At 70.0% G+C, this 14,757-nt stretch carries 16 protein-coding genes; 13 read left to right on the top strand and 3 right to left on the bottom strand.

Annotated elements, in window-relative coordinates:
• Positions 1 to 75 precede the first annotated feature (75 nt).
• The 11 genes from ABD882_RS07605 to ABD882_RS07555 all read left to right on the top strand — a co-directional run bounded on the left by ABD882_RS07605 (position 76) and on the right by ABD882_RS07555 (position 10,172).
• Positions 76 to 2,880: a DNA translocase FtsK gene (locus ABD882_RS07605; RefSeq protein WP_345185740.1), complete on the top strand. Its 2,805-nt coding sequence runs from the start codon at positions 76 to 78 to the stop codon at positions 2,878 to 2,880.
• Positions 2,880 to 3,467, top strand: coding sequence for a CDP-diacylglycerol--glycerol-3-phosphate 3-phosphatidyltransferase (gene pgsA, locus ABD882_RS07600; protein WP_345185737.1), 588 nt, complete (start codon positions 2,880 to 2,882; stop codon positions 3,465 to 3,467). The genes ABD882_RS07605 and pgsA overlap by 1 nt, the downstream gene beginning before the upstream one ends.
• Positions 3,464 to 3,991 carry a CinA family protein gene (locus ABD882_RS07595; RefSeq protein WP_345185735.1) on the top strand — a complete coding sequence of 176 codons (528 nt, stop codon included), beginning with the start codon at positions 3,464 to 3,466 and terminating at the stop codon, positions 3,989 to 3,991. Before pgsA ends, ABD882_RS07595 begins: the two co-directional genes overlap by 4 nt.
• Before the next feature lie 141 nt (positions 3,992 to 4,132).
• Entirely contained in the window at positions 4,133 to 4,441 is a 309-nt protein-coding gene (locus ABD882_RS07590) for a helix-turn-helix domain-containing protein (RefSeq protein ID WP_345185734.1), read from the top strand.
• Positions 4,442 to 4,445: 4 nt separating this feature from the next.
• A complete protein-coding gene (locus ABD882_RS07585; protein WP_345185732.1) occupies positions 4,446 to 4,670 on the top strand; it encodes a DUF3046 domain-containing protein in 225 nt (74 codons plus the stop codon).
• Positions 4,671 to 4,953: 283 nt separating this feature from the next.
• A complete protein-coding gene (recA, locus tag ABD882_RS07580; RefSeq protein ID WP_345185731.1) occupies positions 4,954 to 6,003 on the top strand; it encodes a recombinase RecA in 1,050 nt (349 codons plus the stop codon).
• A 2-nt stretch (positions 6,004 to 6,005) separates the two neighbouring features.
• Positions 6,006 to 6,734, top strand: a complete 729-nt coding sequence (locus ABD882_RS07575; RefSeq protein ID WP_345185729.1) for a regulatory protein RecX — start codon at positions 6,006 to 6,008, stop codon at positions 6,732 to 6,734.
• A gap of 55 nt (positions 6,735 to 6,789) precedes the next feature.
• Entirely contained in the window at positions 6,790 to 8,340 is a 1,551-nt protein-coding gene (gene miaB, locus ABD882_RS07570; RefSeq protein WP_345185727.1) for a tRNA (N6-isopentenyl adenosine(37)-C2)-methylthiotransferase MiaB, read from the top strand.
• Positions 8,337 to 9,281, top strand: coding sequence for a tRNA (adenosine(37)-N6)-dimethylallyltransferase MiaA (gene miaA, locus ABD882_RS07565; protein WP_345185726.1), 945 nt, complete (start codon positions 8,337 to 8,339; stop codon positions 9,279 to 9,281). The genes miaB and miaA overlap by 4 nt, the downstream gene beginning before the upstream one ends.
• The gene (locus ABD882_RS07560; protein ID WP_345185724.1) at positions 9,278 to 9,727 is read left to right on the top strand and encodes a GNAT family acetyltransferase; all 450 of its coding nucleotides are present in this window, start codon (positions 9,278 to 9,280) and stop codon (positions 9,725 to 9,727) included. The genes miaA and ABD882_RS07560 overlap by 4 nt, the downstream gene beginning before the upstream one ends.
• A gap of 100 nt (positions 9,728 to 9,827) precedes the next feature.
• The gene (locus ABD882_RS07555; protein ID WP_345185721.1) at positions 9,828 to 10,172 is read left to right on the top strand and encodes a helix-turn-helix domain-containing protein; all 345 of its coding nucleotides are present in this window, start codon (positions 9,828 to 9,830) and stop codon (positions 10,170 to 10,172) included.
• Here the strand turns inward: ABD882_RS07555 and ABD882_RS07550 are convergent.
• Together ABD882_RS07550 and ABD882_RS07545 are read right to left on the bottom strand one after the other, a co-directional pair.
• Entirely contained in the window at positions 10,154 to 10,804 is a 651-nt protein-coding gene (locus tag ABD882_RS07550) for a ClpP family protease (RefSeq protein ID WP_345185720.1), read from the bottom strand. The genes ABD882_RS07555 and ABD882_RS07550 overlap by 19 nt on opposite strands.
• A 1-nt stretch (position 10,805) precedes the next feature.
• Complete coding sequence (locus tag ABD882_RS07545; RefSeq protein WP_345185718.1) at positions 10,806 to 11,426, bottom strand: ClpP family protease; 621 nt, start codon at positions 11,424 to 11,426, stop codon at positions 10,806 to 10,808.
• 124 nt (positions 11,427 to 11,550) lie between these two features.
• Here ABD882_RS07545 and dapF point away from each other — a divergent pair, with 124 nt between their 5' ends.
• Positions 11,551 to 12,423: a diaminopimelate epimerase gene (dapF, locus tag ABD882_RS07540; RefSeq protein WP_345185717.1), complete on the top strand. Its 873-nt coding sequence runs from the start codon at positions 11,551 to 11,553 to the stop codon at positions 12,421 to 12,423.
• A gap of 47 nt (positions 12,424 to 12,470) precedes the next feature.
• On the opposite strand, the gene ABD882_RS07535 is transcribed toward dapF, so the two are convergent.
• The gene (locus ABD882_RS07535) at positions 12,471 to 13,112 is read right to left on the bottom strand and encodes a class I SAM-dependent methyltransferase (protein ID WP_345185716.1); all 642 of its coding nucleotides are present in this window, start codon (positions 13,110 to 13,112) and stop codon (positions 12,471 to 12,473) included.
• 75 nt (positions 13,113 to 13,187) lie between these two features.
• Here ABD882_RS07535 and hflX point away from each other — a divergent pair, with 75 nt between their 5' ends.
• The gene (gene hflX / locus ABD882_RS07530; protein ID WP_345185713.1) at positions 13,188 to 14,693 is read left to right on the top strand and encodes a GTPase HflX; all 1,506 of its coding nucleotides are present in this window, start codon (positions 13,188 to 13,190) and stop codon (positions 14,691 to 14,693) included.
• Positions 14,694 to 14,757: the final 64 nt, after the last annotated feature.

Raw genomic sequence — 14,757 nt, 5'->3', positions numbered from 1 at the left:
AAGGGTCGGCCCGCGATCCCGCGGAAAGCCGCGTCATTGCGGGCCGATGTCGGTGCCCGGCCCTAGCGTGGAGACATGGCCAGGAGTCCCAGCGCGACCAAGAGCGCGGCGGAGAAGCCTTCGGCGCGCGCCCGCTCCGGAGCCGCGTCCGGGGCGAAGCCGCGCGCCAAGGCGGCGCCCGCCCCGCGCAAGTACGTCGACGAGCCGGACAAGCCGCCGATGATCGCGCGCGCCTGGATGGGCATCGCGCACGGCGTCGGCGGGCTGTTCCGCGCCTTCGGGCCGGAGAACCTGGAGAAGGAGCAGCGCCGCGACGGCTTCCCGTTCCTGCTCGTGCTGCTGGCCGTCGCCGGCGCCGTGGACGAATGGTTCTTCATCGGCAACGCCGTGGCCGCGAACATCAGCGCCTATTCGGTGGGCGGTCTAATCGGCCGCGCCGCATTCGTGATGCCGGTGCTGTTGCTCCTGCTCGCCGGCTGGCTGTTCCGGCACCCGTCGTCGGTGCACGACAACGGGCGGATCGGGATCGGCTTCGGCCTGTTCGTCGTCACGCTCGCCGGGTTCTGCCATGTCGCGGGCGGGCTGCCGCAGCCGAAGCAGGGGATGGTGGCGCTGAGCGCCGCGGGCGGTCTGTTCGGCTGGATGCTGGGGCAGCCGCTCAGCTACCTCACCGCGATCCCCGCCTACATCGTGCTGGCGCTGCTGGCCGCGCTCAGCATCCTGATCCTCACGAAGACGCCGCCGAACCGGATCGGGCAGCGCCTGGGCGACCTGTACGCCTGGATGTTCGACGCCGAACGCGCCGAGAAGCCGGCGAAGGTCGAGGATCCGGCGGCGGTCGATGACGCGGACAAGGTCGACGACCCCGACGTGCTGCCCTGGTGGCGCCGCAACAAGACGGGGCGCGAGGAGGATCCGGACGGCGGTCTGGGCTCTCAGGACCTCACCGAGCTGCTGACCGCGCAGGATGACACCCCGACCCTCGCGCAGGCGACCGCCTACGACCAGGCCGTCATCACCGACGCGGACGCCTACGACGACGTGACCGAGGTGCTCACCGATGTGCGCTCCGTCGCCGACGCGCTCGCCGAGCACCAGACCACGGCGCTCCTCGACGACGGCGACACCGGTGAGGTGGAGCTCGCCGGATTCGACGGCTTCGGCACCGCGGGCCCGGGGCAGAAGGGCCCGCAGGCGCCCGTCGCGCCCTACATCCTGCCGTCACCGGGAGCGCTCAAGGCGGGACCGCCGTCGGTCGCGCGCTCCGAGGCGAACGACCGGGTGGTCGAGCAGATCACCAACGTGCTCACCCAGTTCAACGTCGATGCGAAGGTCACCGGCTTCTCCCGCGGACCGACAGTGACCCAGTACGAGGTCGAGGTCGGCCACGGCGTCAAGGTCGAGAAGATCCTGCAGCTGAGCAACAACTTCGCGTACGCGGTCGCCTCGAACGATGTGCGGATCCTTTCGCCGATCCCCGGCAAGAGCGCGATCGGCATCGAGATCCCGAACGCCGACCGCGAGACGGTCGCGCTCGGCGACGTGCTGCGCTCCGCGGTCGCTCAGAAGAGCACGCACCCGATGACCATCGGCGTCGGCAAGGACGTCGGCGGCAACTTCGTGGTCGCGAATCTCGCCAAGATGCCCCACCTGCTGGTCGCCGGATCCACCGGATCCGGCAAGAGCAGCTTCGTCAACTCGATGATCACGAGCCTGCTGATGCGCGCGCGCCCCGCCGACGTGCGCATGGTGCTGATCGACCCGAAGCGGGTCGAGCTCACCAGCTATGCGGGAGTGCCGCACCTGATCACTCCGATCATCACGAACCCGAAGAAGGCCGCAGAGGCGCTGCAGTGGGTCGTCAAGGAGATGGACATGCGGTACGACGACCTCGCGTCGTTCGGATTCCGCCACATCGACGACTTCAACCGCGCGGTCCGTGCCGGCGAGATCGTGCTGCCCGCGGGCAGTGAGCGCGTGCTCAAGCCCTATCCGTACCTGCTGGTCGTCGTCGACGAGCTCGCCGACCTGATGATGGTCGCCCCGCGCGACGTCGAGGACTCCATCGTCCGGATCACCCAGCTCGCGCGGGCGAGCGGCATCCACCTGGTGCTCGCGACCCAGCGCCCGAGCGTCGACGTCGTCACGGGCCTGATCAAGGCGAACGTGCCGTCGCGTCTGGCCTTCGCCGTGACCAGCGTCACCGACAGCCGCGTCATCCTGGACAGCCCCGGCGCCGACAAGCTGATCGGCCAGGGCGACGCCCTGTTCTCGCCGATGGGCTCTTCCAAGCCGTTCCGTCTGCAGGGCGCCTGGGTCGACGAGAGCGAGATCGACGCCGTCGTCAAGCACGTCACAGGGCAGGCGCGCCCGGAGTACCGGCCGGACGTCGCCGAAGCCGTCGAGGGCAGGAAGAAGGAGGTCGACGAGGACATCGGCGACGACCTCGAGCTGCTTCTGGCGGCGGCCGAGCTCATCGTCTCCTCGCAGTTCGGCTCGACGTCGATGCTGCAGCGCAAGCTGCGTGTCGGCTTCGCCAAGGCCGGTCGGCTCATGGACCTGCTCGAGTCGCGCGAGATCGTCGGCCCGTCCGAAGGATCCAAGGCCCGAGACGTGCTGGTGACTACCGAGCAGCTGCCCGGAGTCCTCGCAAAGCTGCGCGGCGAGGATCCGCCGTCGAGCCATGCCGCGCCCGCCGGGCCTGTTCCCGCCACCCCGCCGATTCCGACGGCGCCGCCTCTTCCCGCCCCGCCCGTGCCCGCCACGGGGCATGCGGACGATCGCTACGGAGAGGATCCGCTGGAGGCCCAGTACCGCGCCCTTCCCGAGGTCGAGGCGGAGCCGGACGAGGACGCCTGGGGCCTCACCGGGCGCGACTGATGGCGATTCCCCGTCAGCTCCCCAACGCGATCACGGTCGCACGGATCCCGCTCGCTGTCGTCTTCTTCGTGGCGCTGCTGCTCGGCGGAACGAACGGAGCAGGCCAGCCCGTGCTGCGCTGGGTCGCTGCGGGACTGTTCATCCTGGCGATCTCGACCGACTGGGTCGACGGGTATCTGGCGCGCAAGTACGACCTGGTGAGCGACTTCGGCAAGCTGTGGGATCCGATCGCCGACAAGCTGCTGACCGGAGCGGGCTTCATCGGCCTCGCCATCCTGGGCGAGGTGTGGTGGTGGCTCGTGCTGATCATCCTGGTGCGTGAGTGGGGCATCACGGTGCACCGCTTCATCGTCGCCAAGGAGCACATCGTCGCCGCGGCGTGGATGGGGAAGATCAAGACCACGGTGCAGGCCGTGGCGCTGTCCTGGGCGCTGCTGCCGCTGCACGTGTGGATCGGGCTTCCCGTCTGGGCCATCACGACGACCGTGCTGATGGTCGTGGCGCTGATCCTCACGATCGCGAGCGGCATCGACTACATCGCCGCCCAGATCCGCGGGGCCCGCGCCGACCGGAACTCCGCCGGATGACACCGCCGCCGACGGACGCCGCGGCCCTGGTCGATGTTCTTCGGGCTCGCGGTCTCACGCTCGCCGTCGCGGAGTCCCTCACCGGCGGCGCGCTCTCGGCCGACATCGTCTCGATCCCCGGCGCATCCGCGGTGCTCAACGGCGCGATCGTCGCCTACGCCACTCCCGTCAAGGCGAGCGTGCTCGGAGTGGATCCGGCTTTGCTCGCCGCGCGTGGACCGGTCGATCCCGAGGTGGCGGAGCAGATGGCGGACGGCGTTCGCCGCGCCCTCGCCGTCGACGGACGCGCGGCCGATGTCGGCGTCTCCACCACCGGTGTCGCGGGGCCCACCGCGCAGGGCGGCCGGCCTGTGGGCACCGTGCACATCGGCGTGAGCACTGCTGCGGCGACGGTGAGCCGCACGTTCCGGTTCACTGGTGACCGCGCCGCGATCCGTTTGTCGACCGTCGAGGCTGCGCTCGCCCTGGTCGGGGATGTGATCGCGACGACGGACGCTGACGGCGCTTCCTCAGCCCGGGAATAGTAGGCTTGATCCCGAAGTTGAGTCGTGTGTGCTCACATTCAATGCACAGATCGAAATACTAGCGTCGAACCCACGGGGGCGAGTTAGACTGACCATCCGGTCGGCCGTCTCGAACAGTTCGACAGGGGAGAGGAGGTCCCGATGATTCTCGTACGACAGGAGATCGGCGACGTGCTGCGGGACTTCCGTCTGCAGAAGGGCCGGACGCTTCGTCAGGTCGCCGGCAAGGCGTCCGTCGCGCTCGGGTACCTCAGCGAGGTGGAGCGCGGTCAGAAAGAGGCGTCCAGCGAGATCCTCGCCTCAGTGGCCGAGGCGCTCGACGTGCCCATCTCGACCATCATGCGCGAAGTCGGCGATCGGATCGCGGAGCTCGAGGGTCTGCAGCCCATCCCGGACATGGTCCCGGACGAATTGGTGGCCTCGGTCGAGTCCGAACTGTCGCTGCGCTGATCGGATGCGGCGAAGCGAGTTCCTCCGTGCGGTGGATGCGGAGTTCGGCGTGCGCGGAGATGCGCTGGTCGCGGATCTGGTGCTGAGCACGGTGGGCGGCCGCACCGCGGCGCAGGCGATGGCGGACGGAGTCCCGGCGCGTGAGGTCTGGTTCGCGCTCTGCGCCGAGATGGACGTCCCCGAGGGGCGCTGGCACGGCGCGGGCCGGATGGAGCCCAAGCGGGCCTGAGCGCGGGCTTCGCGCTGGTGCGTGGATCGGCTCGTGTTCGATCGGTGCGTGAACATCCTCGGCGTGTCGTCGAAGACATGTTCGATGAGCGGGTATCGTCCTGCACAGATGGTTTCCTGATCGGATCGTCCACGGTTCCTGGGGCCGACGCCACAATGTCGGTGGCCCCTTCTAGCGTGTTCGACATGACCACGAGGTCATTCGCCTTGTCGGAGAGCTCGCTCCAGCCGGAGCAGTCGCGACAGCCTACAGGCGGCAGTTCACGAGCACGAAGGAGCACGTCATGCCCTCACCCGCAGACCGCGAGAAGTCCCTCGAGACCGCACTCGCTCAGATCGACAAGCAGTTCGGCAAGGGCTCGGTCATGCGACTGGGCAGCGACGAGCGCGCCCCCGTCGCCGTGATCCCCACCGGATCCATCGCCCTCGATGTCGCCCTCGGCGTGGGCGGACTGCCGCGCGGCCGCATCGTCGAGATCTACGGTCCTGAGTCCTCGGGAAAGACGACGCTGACCCTGCACGCGATCGCCAACGCGCAGCGCGCCGGCGGCATCGCGGCGTTCATCGACGCCGAGCACGCGCTCGACCCCGACTACGCCGCGAAGCTCGGCGTCGACATCGACGCACTGCTCGTCTCCCAGCCGGACACCGGTGAGCAGGCGCTCGAGATCGCCGACATGCTGGTGCGCTCGGGTGCCATCGACCTCATCGTCATCGACTCCGTGGCGGCGCTGGTGCCGCGCGCGGAGATCGAAGGGGAGATGGGCGACTCTCACGTGGGTCTGCAGGCCCGCCTGATGTCGCAGGCGCTGCGCAAGCTCACGGGCGGTCTGAACCAGACCAACACCACCATGATCTTCATCAACCAGCTGCGCGAGAAGATCGGAGTGTTCTTCGGATCCCCCGAGACCACCGCCGGCGGCAAGGCGCTGAAGTTCTACGCCTCGGTCCGTCTCGACATCCGCCGTATCGAGACCCTGAAGGACGGCGCGGAGGCGGTGGGAAACCGCACCCGCGTGAAGGTCGTCAAGAACAAGATGGCGCCGCCGTTCAAGCAGGCCGAGTTCGACATCCTGTACGGCATCGGCATCTCCCGCGAGGGCAGCCTGATCGACTTCGGCGTCGAGCACGGCATCGTGAAGAAGTCGGGGGCCTGGTACACCTACGACGGCGACCAGCTCGGCCAGGGCAAGGAGAACGCCCGCAACTTCCTGCTCAAGAACCCCGACATCGCTGCGACGATCGAGACTCAGATCAAGCAGAAGCTCGGCATCGGCGGTGCGTCGGTCCCCGCTGAGGCGGTCGACGAGCTGACGCAGCGGCGTCCGGCCTGATCATGACGGGCGACAGCGAGGGCGGGGTGTCGTCGGAAGGCGGACGCCTCGCCCCCGTGACCCCGCTGTTCCGCGGCCCGAGCTCGCGCCACCCCGCCGCGGCGGCGCTGCCTCGAGAAGGGGCGGCGCCACCGCGGCCGGAGCGATCCGGCAGGGGCGCCGCGGGTGCCGGGCCGTCCCGGCTCCGTGCGGTCGGTCGTCACAGCGTGGCCGAGCAGGACGAGGGTGATCCGCTCGATCAGGCGCGAGAAGTGCTGGTGCGCAAGCTCCGCACGAAGCAGCTGACGAGCCGGGAGGCGGCGGACGTCCTCCGTGAACTCTCCGTTGCGGCCGACGACCGAGCGCTCATCGTGGACGAGTTCGAGCAGCGGGGCTACCTCGACGACACGGCGCTGGCCGAGTACCTCGTCACCTCGGGCTCGGAGCGGAAGGGACAGGGGCGAGTCGCCATCTCCCGTGCACTCGCGCAGCGCGGCATCCCGCGGGAGATCGCGGATGAGGCGCTGTCCGCCCTTGAGGACGACGACGCGCAACGCGCGCTGGAATACGCGCGGTCCAAGGTCGCCGGTCTCCGCAGGTACGACGAAGACACCGCGATCCGCCGGCTCGTGGGCCAGCTCTCCCGGCGCGGCTACGGTGGCGGGGTCGCGATGAACGCCGCGCGTACCGCGTGGCGGGAGACGCCGTCGGGTGCAGGCAGGGGCCGGGTGCGGTTCGAGGACTCCGACTGACGGTGAGGCCCGATGGGGCCGGTGGCCGTGCGCCGAAAGTAGAATGGCTGACATCATGACCATTCCCCTCAGCGAACCCACGATCATCGCGGCCTCCGATGCGGCGCTCGATGATGCGGGACGTCCGCGCACGTACGAGGTGCGCACGTTCGGCTGCCAGATGAACGTGCACGACTCGGAGCGGCTCTCCGGCTCGCTGGAGAGCGCCGGCTACGTCCGCGTCGACGCGGACGCCGAAGCCGACATCGTCATCATCAACACCTGCGCCGTGCGCGACAACGCCGCCGGCAAGCTCTACGGCACGCTGGGCCACCTGAAGAGCCGTAAAGACAAGCACGCCGGCATGCAGATCGCCGTCGGCGGCTGCCTGGCGCAGATGGACAAGCAGGCCGTGCTCGACAAGGCACCTTGGGTCGACGTCGTCTTCGGAACTCACAACATGGGCTCCCTCCCGGGACTGCTCGAGCGCGCGCGCCACAACGGCGAGGCCGAGCTGGAGATCCTGGAGTCGCTCGAGGTCTTCCCGTCCACGCTGCCCACACGGCGTGATTCCGCGCACAGCGGCTGGGTCTCGATCTCCGTCGGCTGCAACAACACCTGCACGTTCTGCATCGTGCCGAGCCTGCGCGGCAAGGAGAAGGATCGTCGCCCCGGTGACATCCTGAACGAGCTCCGCCTGCTGGTCGACGACGGTGCGATCGAGGTCACCCTGCTCGGCCAGAACGTCAACTCCTACGGCGTCGAGTTCGGCGACCGTCAGGCGTTCGGCAAGCTGCTGCGCGCGGCGGGGGAGATCGAGGGACTCGAGCGGATCCGGTTCACCAGCCCGCACCCGGCGGCCTTCACCGACGATGTCATCGATGCCATGGCCGAGACTCCGAGCGTGATGCCGCAGCTGCACATGCCGCTGCAGTCCGGCAGTGACCGGATCCTGCGTGCCATGCGCCGCTCCTACCGCAGCGAGAAGTTCCTCGGGATCCTCGACCGGGTGCGCGCGAAGATCCCGAACGCGGCGATCTCCACCGACATCATCGTCGGCTTCCCCGGCGAGACCGAAGAGGACTTCGAGGACACGATGCGGGTGGTGGAGCAGGCTCGCTTCGCCAGCGCATTCACGTTCCAGTACTCGATCCGCGAGGGCACCCCGGCCGCGACCATGGCGGATCAGGTCCCGAAGGCGGTCGTGCAGGCGCGTTACGACCGGCTCATCGCCCTGCAGGAGCGCATCTCCCTCGAGGAGAACCAGCGTCAGCTCGGTCGCGAGGTCGAGGTGCTCGTCTCCGTCGGAGAAGGCAAGAAGGACGCCGAGACCCACCGCCTCACTGGCCGCGCTGAGGACAACCGCCTCGTGCACTTCGAACTGCCCGAAGGATCGGACCGGCCGCGCCCCGGCGACGTCGTCACGGTCACGGTCACACATGCGGCACCGTTCCACCTGCTGGCTGACTCGGCCGACGGCGCTCCGCTGAAGATCCGGCGCACGCGCGGCGGCGACGCCTGGGACCGCTCGCAATCCGAGTCCTGCGCGGTACCCGCAGCGCCGGCCGTTGATGGCGCACCCCGGGCGGTGTCGCTGGGCCTGCCGACCCTGCGCATCGGGGTGTGAGCGAGACGCCGCCCACAGACGCCGCCGCGCGCCTGTGGGCCGTCGTCGGCGCGACGGGCACGGGCAAGAGCGCTCTCTCGCTCGACCTCGCTGAGGCACTGACCGCGGTGGGCCGCGGCGCGGAGATCGTGAACGCCGACGCCATGCAGCTCTACCGCGGTATGGACATCGGCACCGCCAAGCTCCCCGTCGCAGAGCGCCGCGGCATCCCGCATCACCTCTTCGACGAGCTCGACGTGAGCGAGGATGCGGCGGTCGCCGGGTACCAGCCGCGGGCGCGCGCAGCGATCGAGGCGATCCATGCCCGCGGCGCGGATGCGATCCTGGTCGGGGGATCCGGCCTGTACGTGTCGAGTGTGCTGTACGACTTCCGCTTCCCGCCGCGGGACGACGCGCTGCGCACCCGGCTCGAGGCCGAGCTGACGGAGCACGGCCCCGTGCCGCTGCTGGCACGCCTGAAGGAGCAGGATCCGGCGACGGCGGCCAGGGTCGATCCGAAGAACGGCCGCCGCCTCGTCCGAGCGCTCGAAGTGCTCGCGCAGGGGGAGCGGACGCACGGCGCCGCCCTTCCGGAGCGCCCCGTGCTCTGGGCCCCGCGGACCCGGGTGCTCGCACTCGGCGTCGAACGCGCCGTGCTGGTCGAGCGGCTGGACTGCCGCGTCGAGCGGATGTGGGCGGCGGGCCTGCTGGACGAGGTCGCGCAGCTGCGCGCCCACGGTCTCGAACGGGGGACCACGGCACGCCGGGCGATCGGCTACGCCCAGGCGCTCGCCCAGCTCGAGGGGACGCTCACCCAGGACGAGGCGATCGCCGAGACCCAGGCGCTCACCCGTCGGTACGCCCGACGCCAGGTGTCCTGGTTCCGCCGCTACGCGGAAGCGGAGTGGATCGACGCGCGGAGTCCGATCGACGTGCACGGGATCGTGGAGGAGAGCGAATGACCGCCGCATTCGAGATCAGGGCGTTCCAGCGCCGCGACACCGACGCGGTCATCGCGCTCTGGGAGGACGCGGGCCTGACCCGTCCGTGGAACGACCCCCGCGCCGACATCGAACGCAAGCTGCGTGTGCAGCCCGAGCTGTTCCTCGTCGCGGAGGAACCGGCCGACGGTGATCCCTCCGGCCGGATCGTCGGATCCGTGATGGGCGGCTACGACGGGCACCGGGGTTGGCTGTACTACCTCGCCAGCGCGTCCGATCGCCGGGGCGCCGGCATCGGACGCGCGCTCGTCGCCGAGGCGGAGCGGCTGCTTCAGGCGATGGGATGCCCCAAGGTGCAGCTCATGGTCCGCACCGGCAACGAGCAGGTGCTCGGCTTCTACGACGCTCTCGGCTACGAGCGCTTCGAGGTGGGCAACACCGGCAAACGGCTCATCCACGACGTCTGATCCCCACGACGGATTCTCGGCATCTCGACCGTGGGGCGGGTGATTCTGCTCAGAGCGGATCCGCTCGCGTCGTCGTGAACGGCCTGCCTAGCATGGCGCCATGACCTCGACGCGCGAGACCCCCGGTACGGAACACCCCACGGCAGAGCCCGAGCGGCTCTGGCGCGAAATGGTCGGCGAACTGCTGCGGGATGCCCGCATCGGGCGCGGCGAGACGCTCGCGGAGACGGCACGCCGTGCCGGCGTCTCCCCGCAGTATCTGTCCGAGATGGAGCGCGGCAGGAAAGAAGCGTCCAGTGAGATGCTGGCCGCAGTCTCCGGCGCGCTCGAACTGACGCTGCTCGATCTGACCCTCGGTGTCGCCGAGCGGATCACGATGGGCTCCGCCGCGCCGATCCGGCAGGCCGCTCAGCCCGCCCGCGGAACCTACGCGCTGGCTGCCTGAACAACGCCCGACGAGCTCGTGCCGGCAGGCGATGTGTGCTCCGGGGGGACCTGCACGACGACCTGATCGACCAGCCCGTAGTCGCGCGCTCCCTCGGCGGTCAGCACGAGATCACGGTCCGTGTCGGTTCGCAGGCGCTCGGCCGTCTGCCCGCTGTGCGCGACCAGGATCCGCTCCAGATCGTCCCGCACCCGCACCACCTCGTCGGCCTGCAGGATGAGATCGGGGATCGTGCCGCGCCCCTGCGCAGCCGGCTGATGCAGGATCACACGCGCGTGCGGCAGCGCCGCGCGTTTGCCCGGCGCGCCCGCGGCGAGCACCACCGCGCCGACCGACACCGCCTGCCCGATGCAGAACGTCGCCACGTCGGAGCGGATGAACCGCATCGTGTCGTACACGGCGAGCATGGCGCTGGGATCGCCGCCGGAGCAGTTGATGTACAGCTGGATGTCGCGGTCCGCGCTGGTGGCGTCCAGATGCAGCAGCTGGGCGACGAGCACGTTGGCGACATCCGCATCCAGCGGGGTGCCGAGATAGATCACCCGCTCGGACAGCAGGTGCGAGTACACGTCGAGCACGCGATCCCCGCGCGGGGAGGTCGCGATCACGTTGGGGACGAGGAATGAGGCCATGTCATGCTCCTTCTGCGGTCAGGCCGATGCTGCGGCGGGTGAGCGGGGGCAGGATCGCCGCGAAGTCGGCGGTGATCTCGTCGATGAAGCCGTACTCCCGTGCCTCCTCGGCGCTGTACCAGCGGTCGTGCAGCGAGTCCTCGAAGACCCGCTCGATCGGCTGGCCGGTGTCCTCGGAGATGAGCCCGAGCACGGTGTCGCGGGTGTGCCTCAGGTCCGCCGCCTGCAGGGCGACGTCGACCGCCGTGCCGCCGATCCCGGCCGATCCCTGGTGCAGCAGGATGCGGCTGTGCGGCAGTGCGCGTCGCTTGCCTTTCGTCCCCGCCGACAGCAGGAATTGGCCGGCGCTGCAGGCCAGCCCGAACGCGACCGTCGCGACGTCGCAGGGGACGGTGCGCATGAGATCGCGGATCGCGAGCATCGCCGGGACGGATCCGCCGGGGGAGTGGATCCACAGCGTGATCTCGGCGGCGGGATCCTCCGCGGCGAGGGCGAGCAGCTGCGCCATGAGCAGGACGCCGTTGTCGTCGTCAAGGACCCCGTCGAGGACGAGGACCCGGCGGGCGAACAGCATGCGGCGGGTGTCGGCGTCGAACAGGTTGCGAGGCGCATCTTCGGTCATGTCCTCAGCGTGCGACCTCGGTGCGCGTCCCGCGAGCGGATCTGCCCCCGGCGGATCCGCCCAGGGCAGAGCCGCGCGCTCGACCCCTGAGCCCGGCGACGGGCCGCGCCCGTAGAATCGACGCATGGTCGCATTCACCAAGGGGCACGGCACCGGCAACGATTTCGTCATCATCGCCGACCCCGACGGCGCGCAGGAGTTCAGCGCGGAGCAGGTCGCCGCGCTCTGCGATCGGCACTTCGGCATCGGCGGGGACGGTCTGCTGCGCGTGGTCCGTTCGGCCGCGCTCCCCGAAGGAGCCGTCGCCCTCGCTGAGAACCCCGCGGCCGAGTGGTTCATGGACTACCGCAACGCGGACGGATCCGTCGCCGAGATGTGCGGCAACGGCGTCCGGGTGTTCGCGCACTACCTGCTGCGCACAGGGCTCGCCGCGCTCGACGAGGGTGCATCGCTGGCGATCGGCACTCGAGCGGGCGTGCGCGAAGTCACGCGCAGCGACGACGGATATCGCGTCGACATCGGCACCTGGCGCCTGTCCGGTCACGACCCGCTCGCGCGGACCGGCGGGCTGAGCGTGCCCCGGCCGGGGCTCGGCATCGACGTCGGCAATCCGCACGTCGTGGTCGCGATCGCCTCGGATGCCGAGCTCGACGGCCTCGAACTGACGCGGGGACCCGAGCTCGCCCCGATGCCCGAGCACGGCGCGAACGTCGAGTTCGTCGTGCCCGCCGAACCGCTCGTGCAGGACGGCATCGGCCGCGTGCGCATGCGCGTGTTCGAACGCGGCGTGGGCGAGACGCTCAGCTGCGGCACCGGCGTCGTGGCCACGGCGCTCGCCGTGCGGCACTGGGCGGGCGCGAGCGCCCCGGACGAGTGGCTCGTCGAGGTTCCTGGCGGCACGCTGCGGGTGACCATGGCTCCCGGAGCCGATGGCGAGCACGCCTTCCTGTCCGGTCCCGCCCAGCTCGCGTTCTCGGGCGAGATCGAACTCGCCTGACGGGCGAGGCCTGACGGGCGGGGTCGGTCACTGCCTCTCAGGGGCGCTCAGGGCAGTTCGATGACCTCGGTGCGCGGAGTTCCGTGCCGGCGCACCTTGAGCACCCGGAAGCCGCGGGCGGTCGTCGCGCGCCAGATGCTGTAGCCGTCATCGAAGGTGGACGCCAGCCAGCGCTGCAGGGAATCGGCGCCGAGGTTGCGGCTCACCACGAACCAGCCGTCCGCGCGTTCGTCGAGCCGCGGGATCCACTGCTCCAGCAGATCGTGCAGCTCGCTCTTGCCGACCCGGATGGGCGGATTCGAACGGATCGTCCGGAACGACACGTCCGCGGGAACATCGCCCGGCGTCACGGCGTTGACATTGTCGAGGCCGAGTTCGGCGGCGTTGCGGCGTACGAGGTCGAGCGCCCGCTCGTTCACGTCGACCGCCCAGACGGTGGCGTGCGGGGCGGCGAGGGCGAGGGACAGCGAGATCGGTCCCCAGCCGCAGCCGAGATCGAGAATGTGACCGCCGGGCGGGGGAGGCGGCGTGTTCGCGAGGAGCACGGAGGTGCCGACGTCCAGATGTTCGGGGCTGAAGACACCGGCTGCGGTGGTGAGTTCGACCTCTCGGCCCGCAAGAGTGACCCTGATCCTGCGGAGGTTCTCGGGGCTTGCGGGAGCCGCAGTGAAGTAGTGGTCCGACCCCATGCAGCGAGCGTACCGGACACGCACAGCTAAAGTTAAGGCGCCCGACCGATTTCGGTGGGTGCGAGAAAGGTGCGGATGACGCAGTCCACGACACATGACGAGCACGGCGACGCGGTCGAGCGCGTTCTGGCAGCAGCGGAGCGGCGCGCAGAATCGCACGTGTTCGGAGCCGCCCAGGCGCTGCAGGACACGGCGACGGCCGGTTACGGCTCGGGCGACGGCGAGCAGTGGGATCTCGAGGAACGGCACGCGCTGCGGCGCGTCGGCGGTCTCTCCACCGAACTCGAGGACGTCACCGAGGTCGAATACCGCCAGCTGCGGCTGGAGAACGTCGTCCTCGTCGGCGTGTACCCGCAGGGTGCGCAGGACGATGCGGAGAACTCGCTGCGCGAACTCGCCGCCCTCGCGGAGACCGCCGGCGCCGTGGTGCTGGACGGGCTGCTGCAGCGCCGCCCGCATCCGGATCCCGCGACCTATCTCGGTCGCGGCAAGGCGCAGGAGCTCAAGGACATCGTCGCGGCCGTCGGCGCCGACACCGTGATCGCCGATGCCGAGCTCGGCTCGTCTCAGCGTCGCGCCCTGGAGGACGTGGTCAAGGTCAAGGTGATCGACCGCACCACCGTGATCCTGGACATCTTCAGCCAGCACGCCAAGAGCCGGGAAGGTCGGGCGCAGGTCGAGCTCGCGCAGCTCGAGTACCTGCTTCCGCGTCTGCGCGGGTGGGGCGAGTCGATGAGCCGTCAGGCCGGTGGCCAGGTCGGCGCGGGCGGCGCGGGCATGGGATCGCGCGGACCGGGTGAGACGAAGATCGAGCTGGACCGGCGACGGATCCGCACCCGGATGGCCATGCTGCGCAAGCAGATCCGTGACTTCAAGCCCGCACGTGAGGCCAAGCGCGCCGAGCGCAAGCGGCACACGATCCCGTCGGTCGCGATCGCCGGGTACACGAACGCCGGCAAGTCCAGCCTGCTGAACGCGCTCACGAGCGCGGGTGTGCTGGTCGAGAACGCCCTGTTCGCCACCCTGGATGCGACGGTTCGCCGCTCCGAAACCGCCGACGGCCGGGTCTACACGCTCACCGACACGGTCGGATTCGTCCGCAACCTGCCGCACCAGCTGGTCGAGGCCTTCCGCTCCACGCTCGAGGAGGTCGGCGACGCCGACGTCATCGTGCACGTGGTGGACGGATCCCACCCGGATCCGGCCGGGCAGATCAAGACCGTCCGCGACGTCATGGGCGATGTCGGAGCGCGCGAGGTTCCCGAGATCGTGGTCTTCAACAAGGCCGACCTGATCGACGAGGACGAGCGGATGGTGCTGCGCGGGCTCGTCCCCGGGGCGTATTTCGTCTCCTCGCGGAGCGGCGAGGGCATCGAGGAGCTGCGGGCGGCGATCGACGCGATCCTGCCCAAGCCCGCCGTGGAGATCGTGGCCGTGGTTCCGTACGACCGGGGCGACCTGGTGGCAGCCGTGCACGAGAGCGGGCTGCTGCTCGACGTCGTGCACGAGGAGGCCGGCACCCGGATCCATGCGCACGTGTCGGAGCGTCTGGCCGCCGAGCTCACCCCGTTCGCGATCTGACGGCCCGCTCTTCCCGCAGCCGCGGGCGCGCGCGTAGAATTCGCGCACCGCGGCGCATTTCCGC

Source organism: Microbacterium panaciterrae (assembly GCF_039541635.1).
Taxonomy (GTDB): Bacteria; Actinomycetota; Actinomycetes; order Actinomycetales; family Microbacteriaceae; genus Microbacterium; species Microbacterium panaciterrae.
This window is presented reverse-complemented; position numbering and strand designations above follow the sequence as displayed.

Bases quoted from the DNA above. Each gene is read 5' to 3' on its own strand.
- dapF (WP_345185717.1), top strand. From the start codon at position 11,551: ATGGTCGCATTCACCAAGGGGCACGGCACCGGCAACGATTTCGTCATC.
- pgsA (WP_345185737.1), top strand. From the start codon at position 2,880: ATGGCGATTCCCCGTCAGCTCCCCAACGCGATCACGGTCGCACGGATC.
- ABD882_RS07595 (WP_345185735.1), top strand. From the start codon at position 3,464: ATGACACCGCCGCCGACGGACGCCGCGGCCCTGGTCGATGTTCTTCGG.
- ABD882_RS07545 (WP_345185718.1), bottom strand. From the start codon at position 11,426: ATGACCGAAGATGCGCCTCGCAACCTGTTCGACGCCGACACCCGCCGC.
- miaB (WP_345185727.1), top strand. From the start codon at position 6,790: ATGACCATTCCCCTCAGCGAACCCACGATCATCGCGGCCTCCGATGCG.
- ABD882_RS07575 (WP_345185729.1), top strand. From the start codon at position 6,006: ATGACGGGCGACAGCGAGGGCGGGGTGTCGTCGGAAGGCGGACGCCTC.
- ABD882_RS07560 (WP_345185724.1), top strand. From the start codon at position 9,278: ATGACCGCCGCATTCGAGATCAGGGCGTTCCAGCGCCGCGACACCGAC.
- ABD882_RS07550 (WP_345185720.1), bottom strand. From the start codon at position 10,804: ATGGCCTCATTCCTCGTCCCCAACGTGATCGCGACCTCCCCGCGCGGG.
- ABD882_RS07535 (WP_345185716.1), bottom strand. From the start codon at position 13,112: ATGGGGTCGGACCACTACTTCACTGCGGCTCCCGCAAGCCCCGAGAAC.
- recA (WP_345185731.1), top strand. From the start codon at position 4,954: ATGCCCTCACCCGCAGACCGCGAGAAGTCCCTCGAGACCGCACTCGCT.
- ABD882_RS07605 (WP_345185740.1), top strand. From the start codon at position 76: ATGGCCAGGAGTCCCAGCGCGACCAAGAGCGCGGCGGAGAAGCCTTCG.
- ABD882_RS07590 (WP_345185734.1), top strand. From the start codon at position 4,133: ATGATTCTCGTACGACAGGAGATCGGCGACGTGCTGCGGGACTTCCGT.
- ABD882_RS07585 (WP_345185732.1), top strand. From the start codon at position 4,446: ATGCGGCGAAGCGAGTTCCTCCGTGCGGTGGATGCGGAGTTCGGCGTG.
- ABD882_RS07555 (WP_345185721.1), top strand. From the start codon at position 9,828: ATGACCTCGACGCGCGAGACCCCCGGTACGGAACACCCCACGGCAGAG.
- hflX (WP_345185713.1), top strand. From the start codon at position 13,188: ATGACGCAGTCCACGACACATGACGAGCACGGCGACGCGGTCGAGCGC.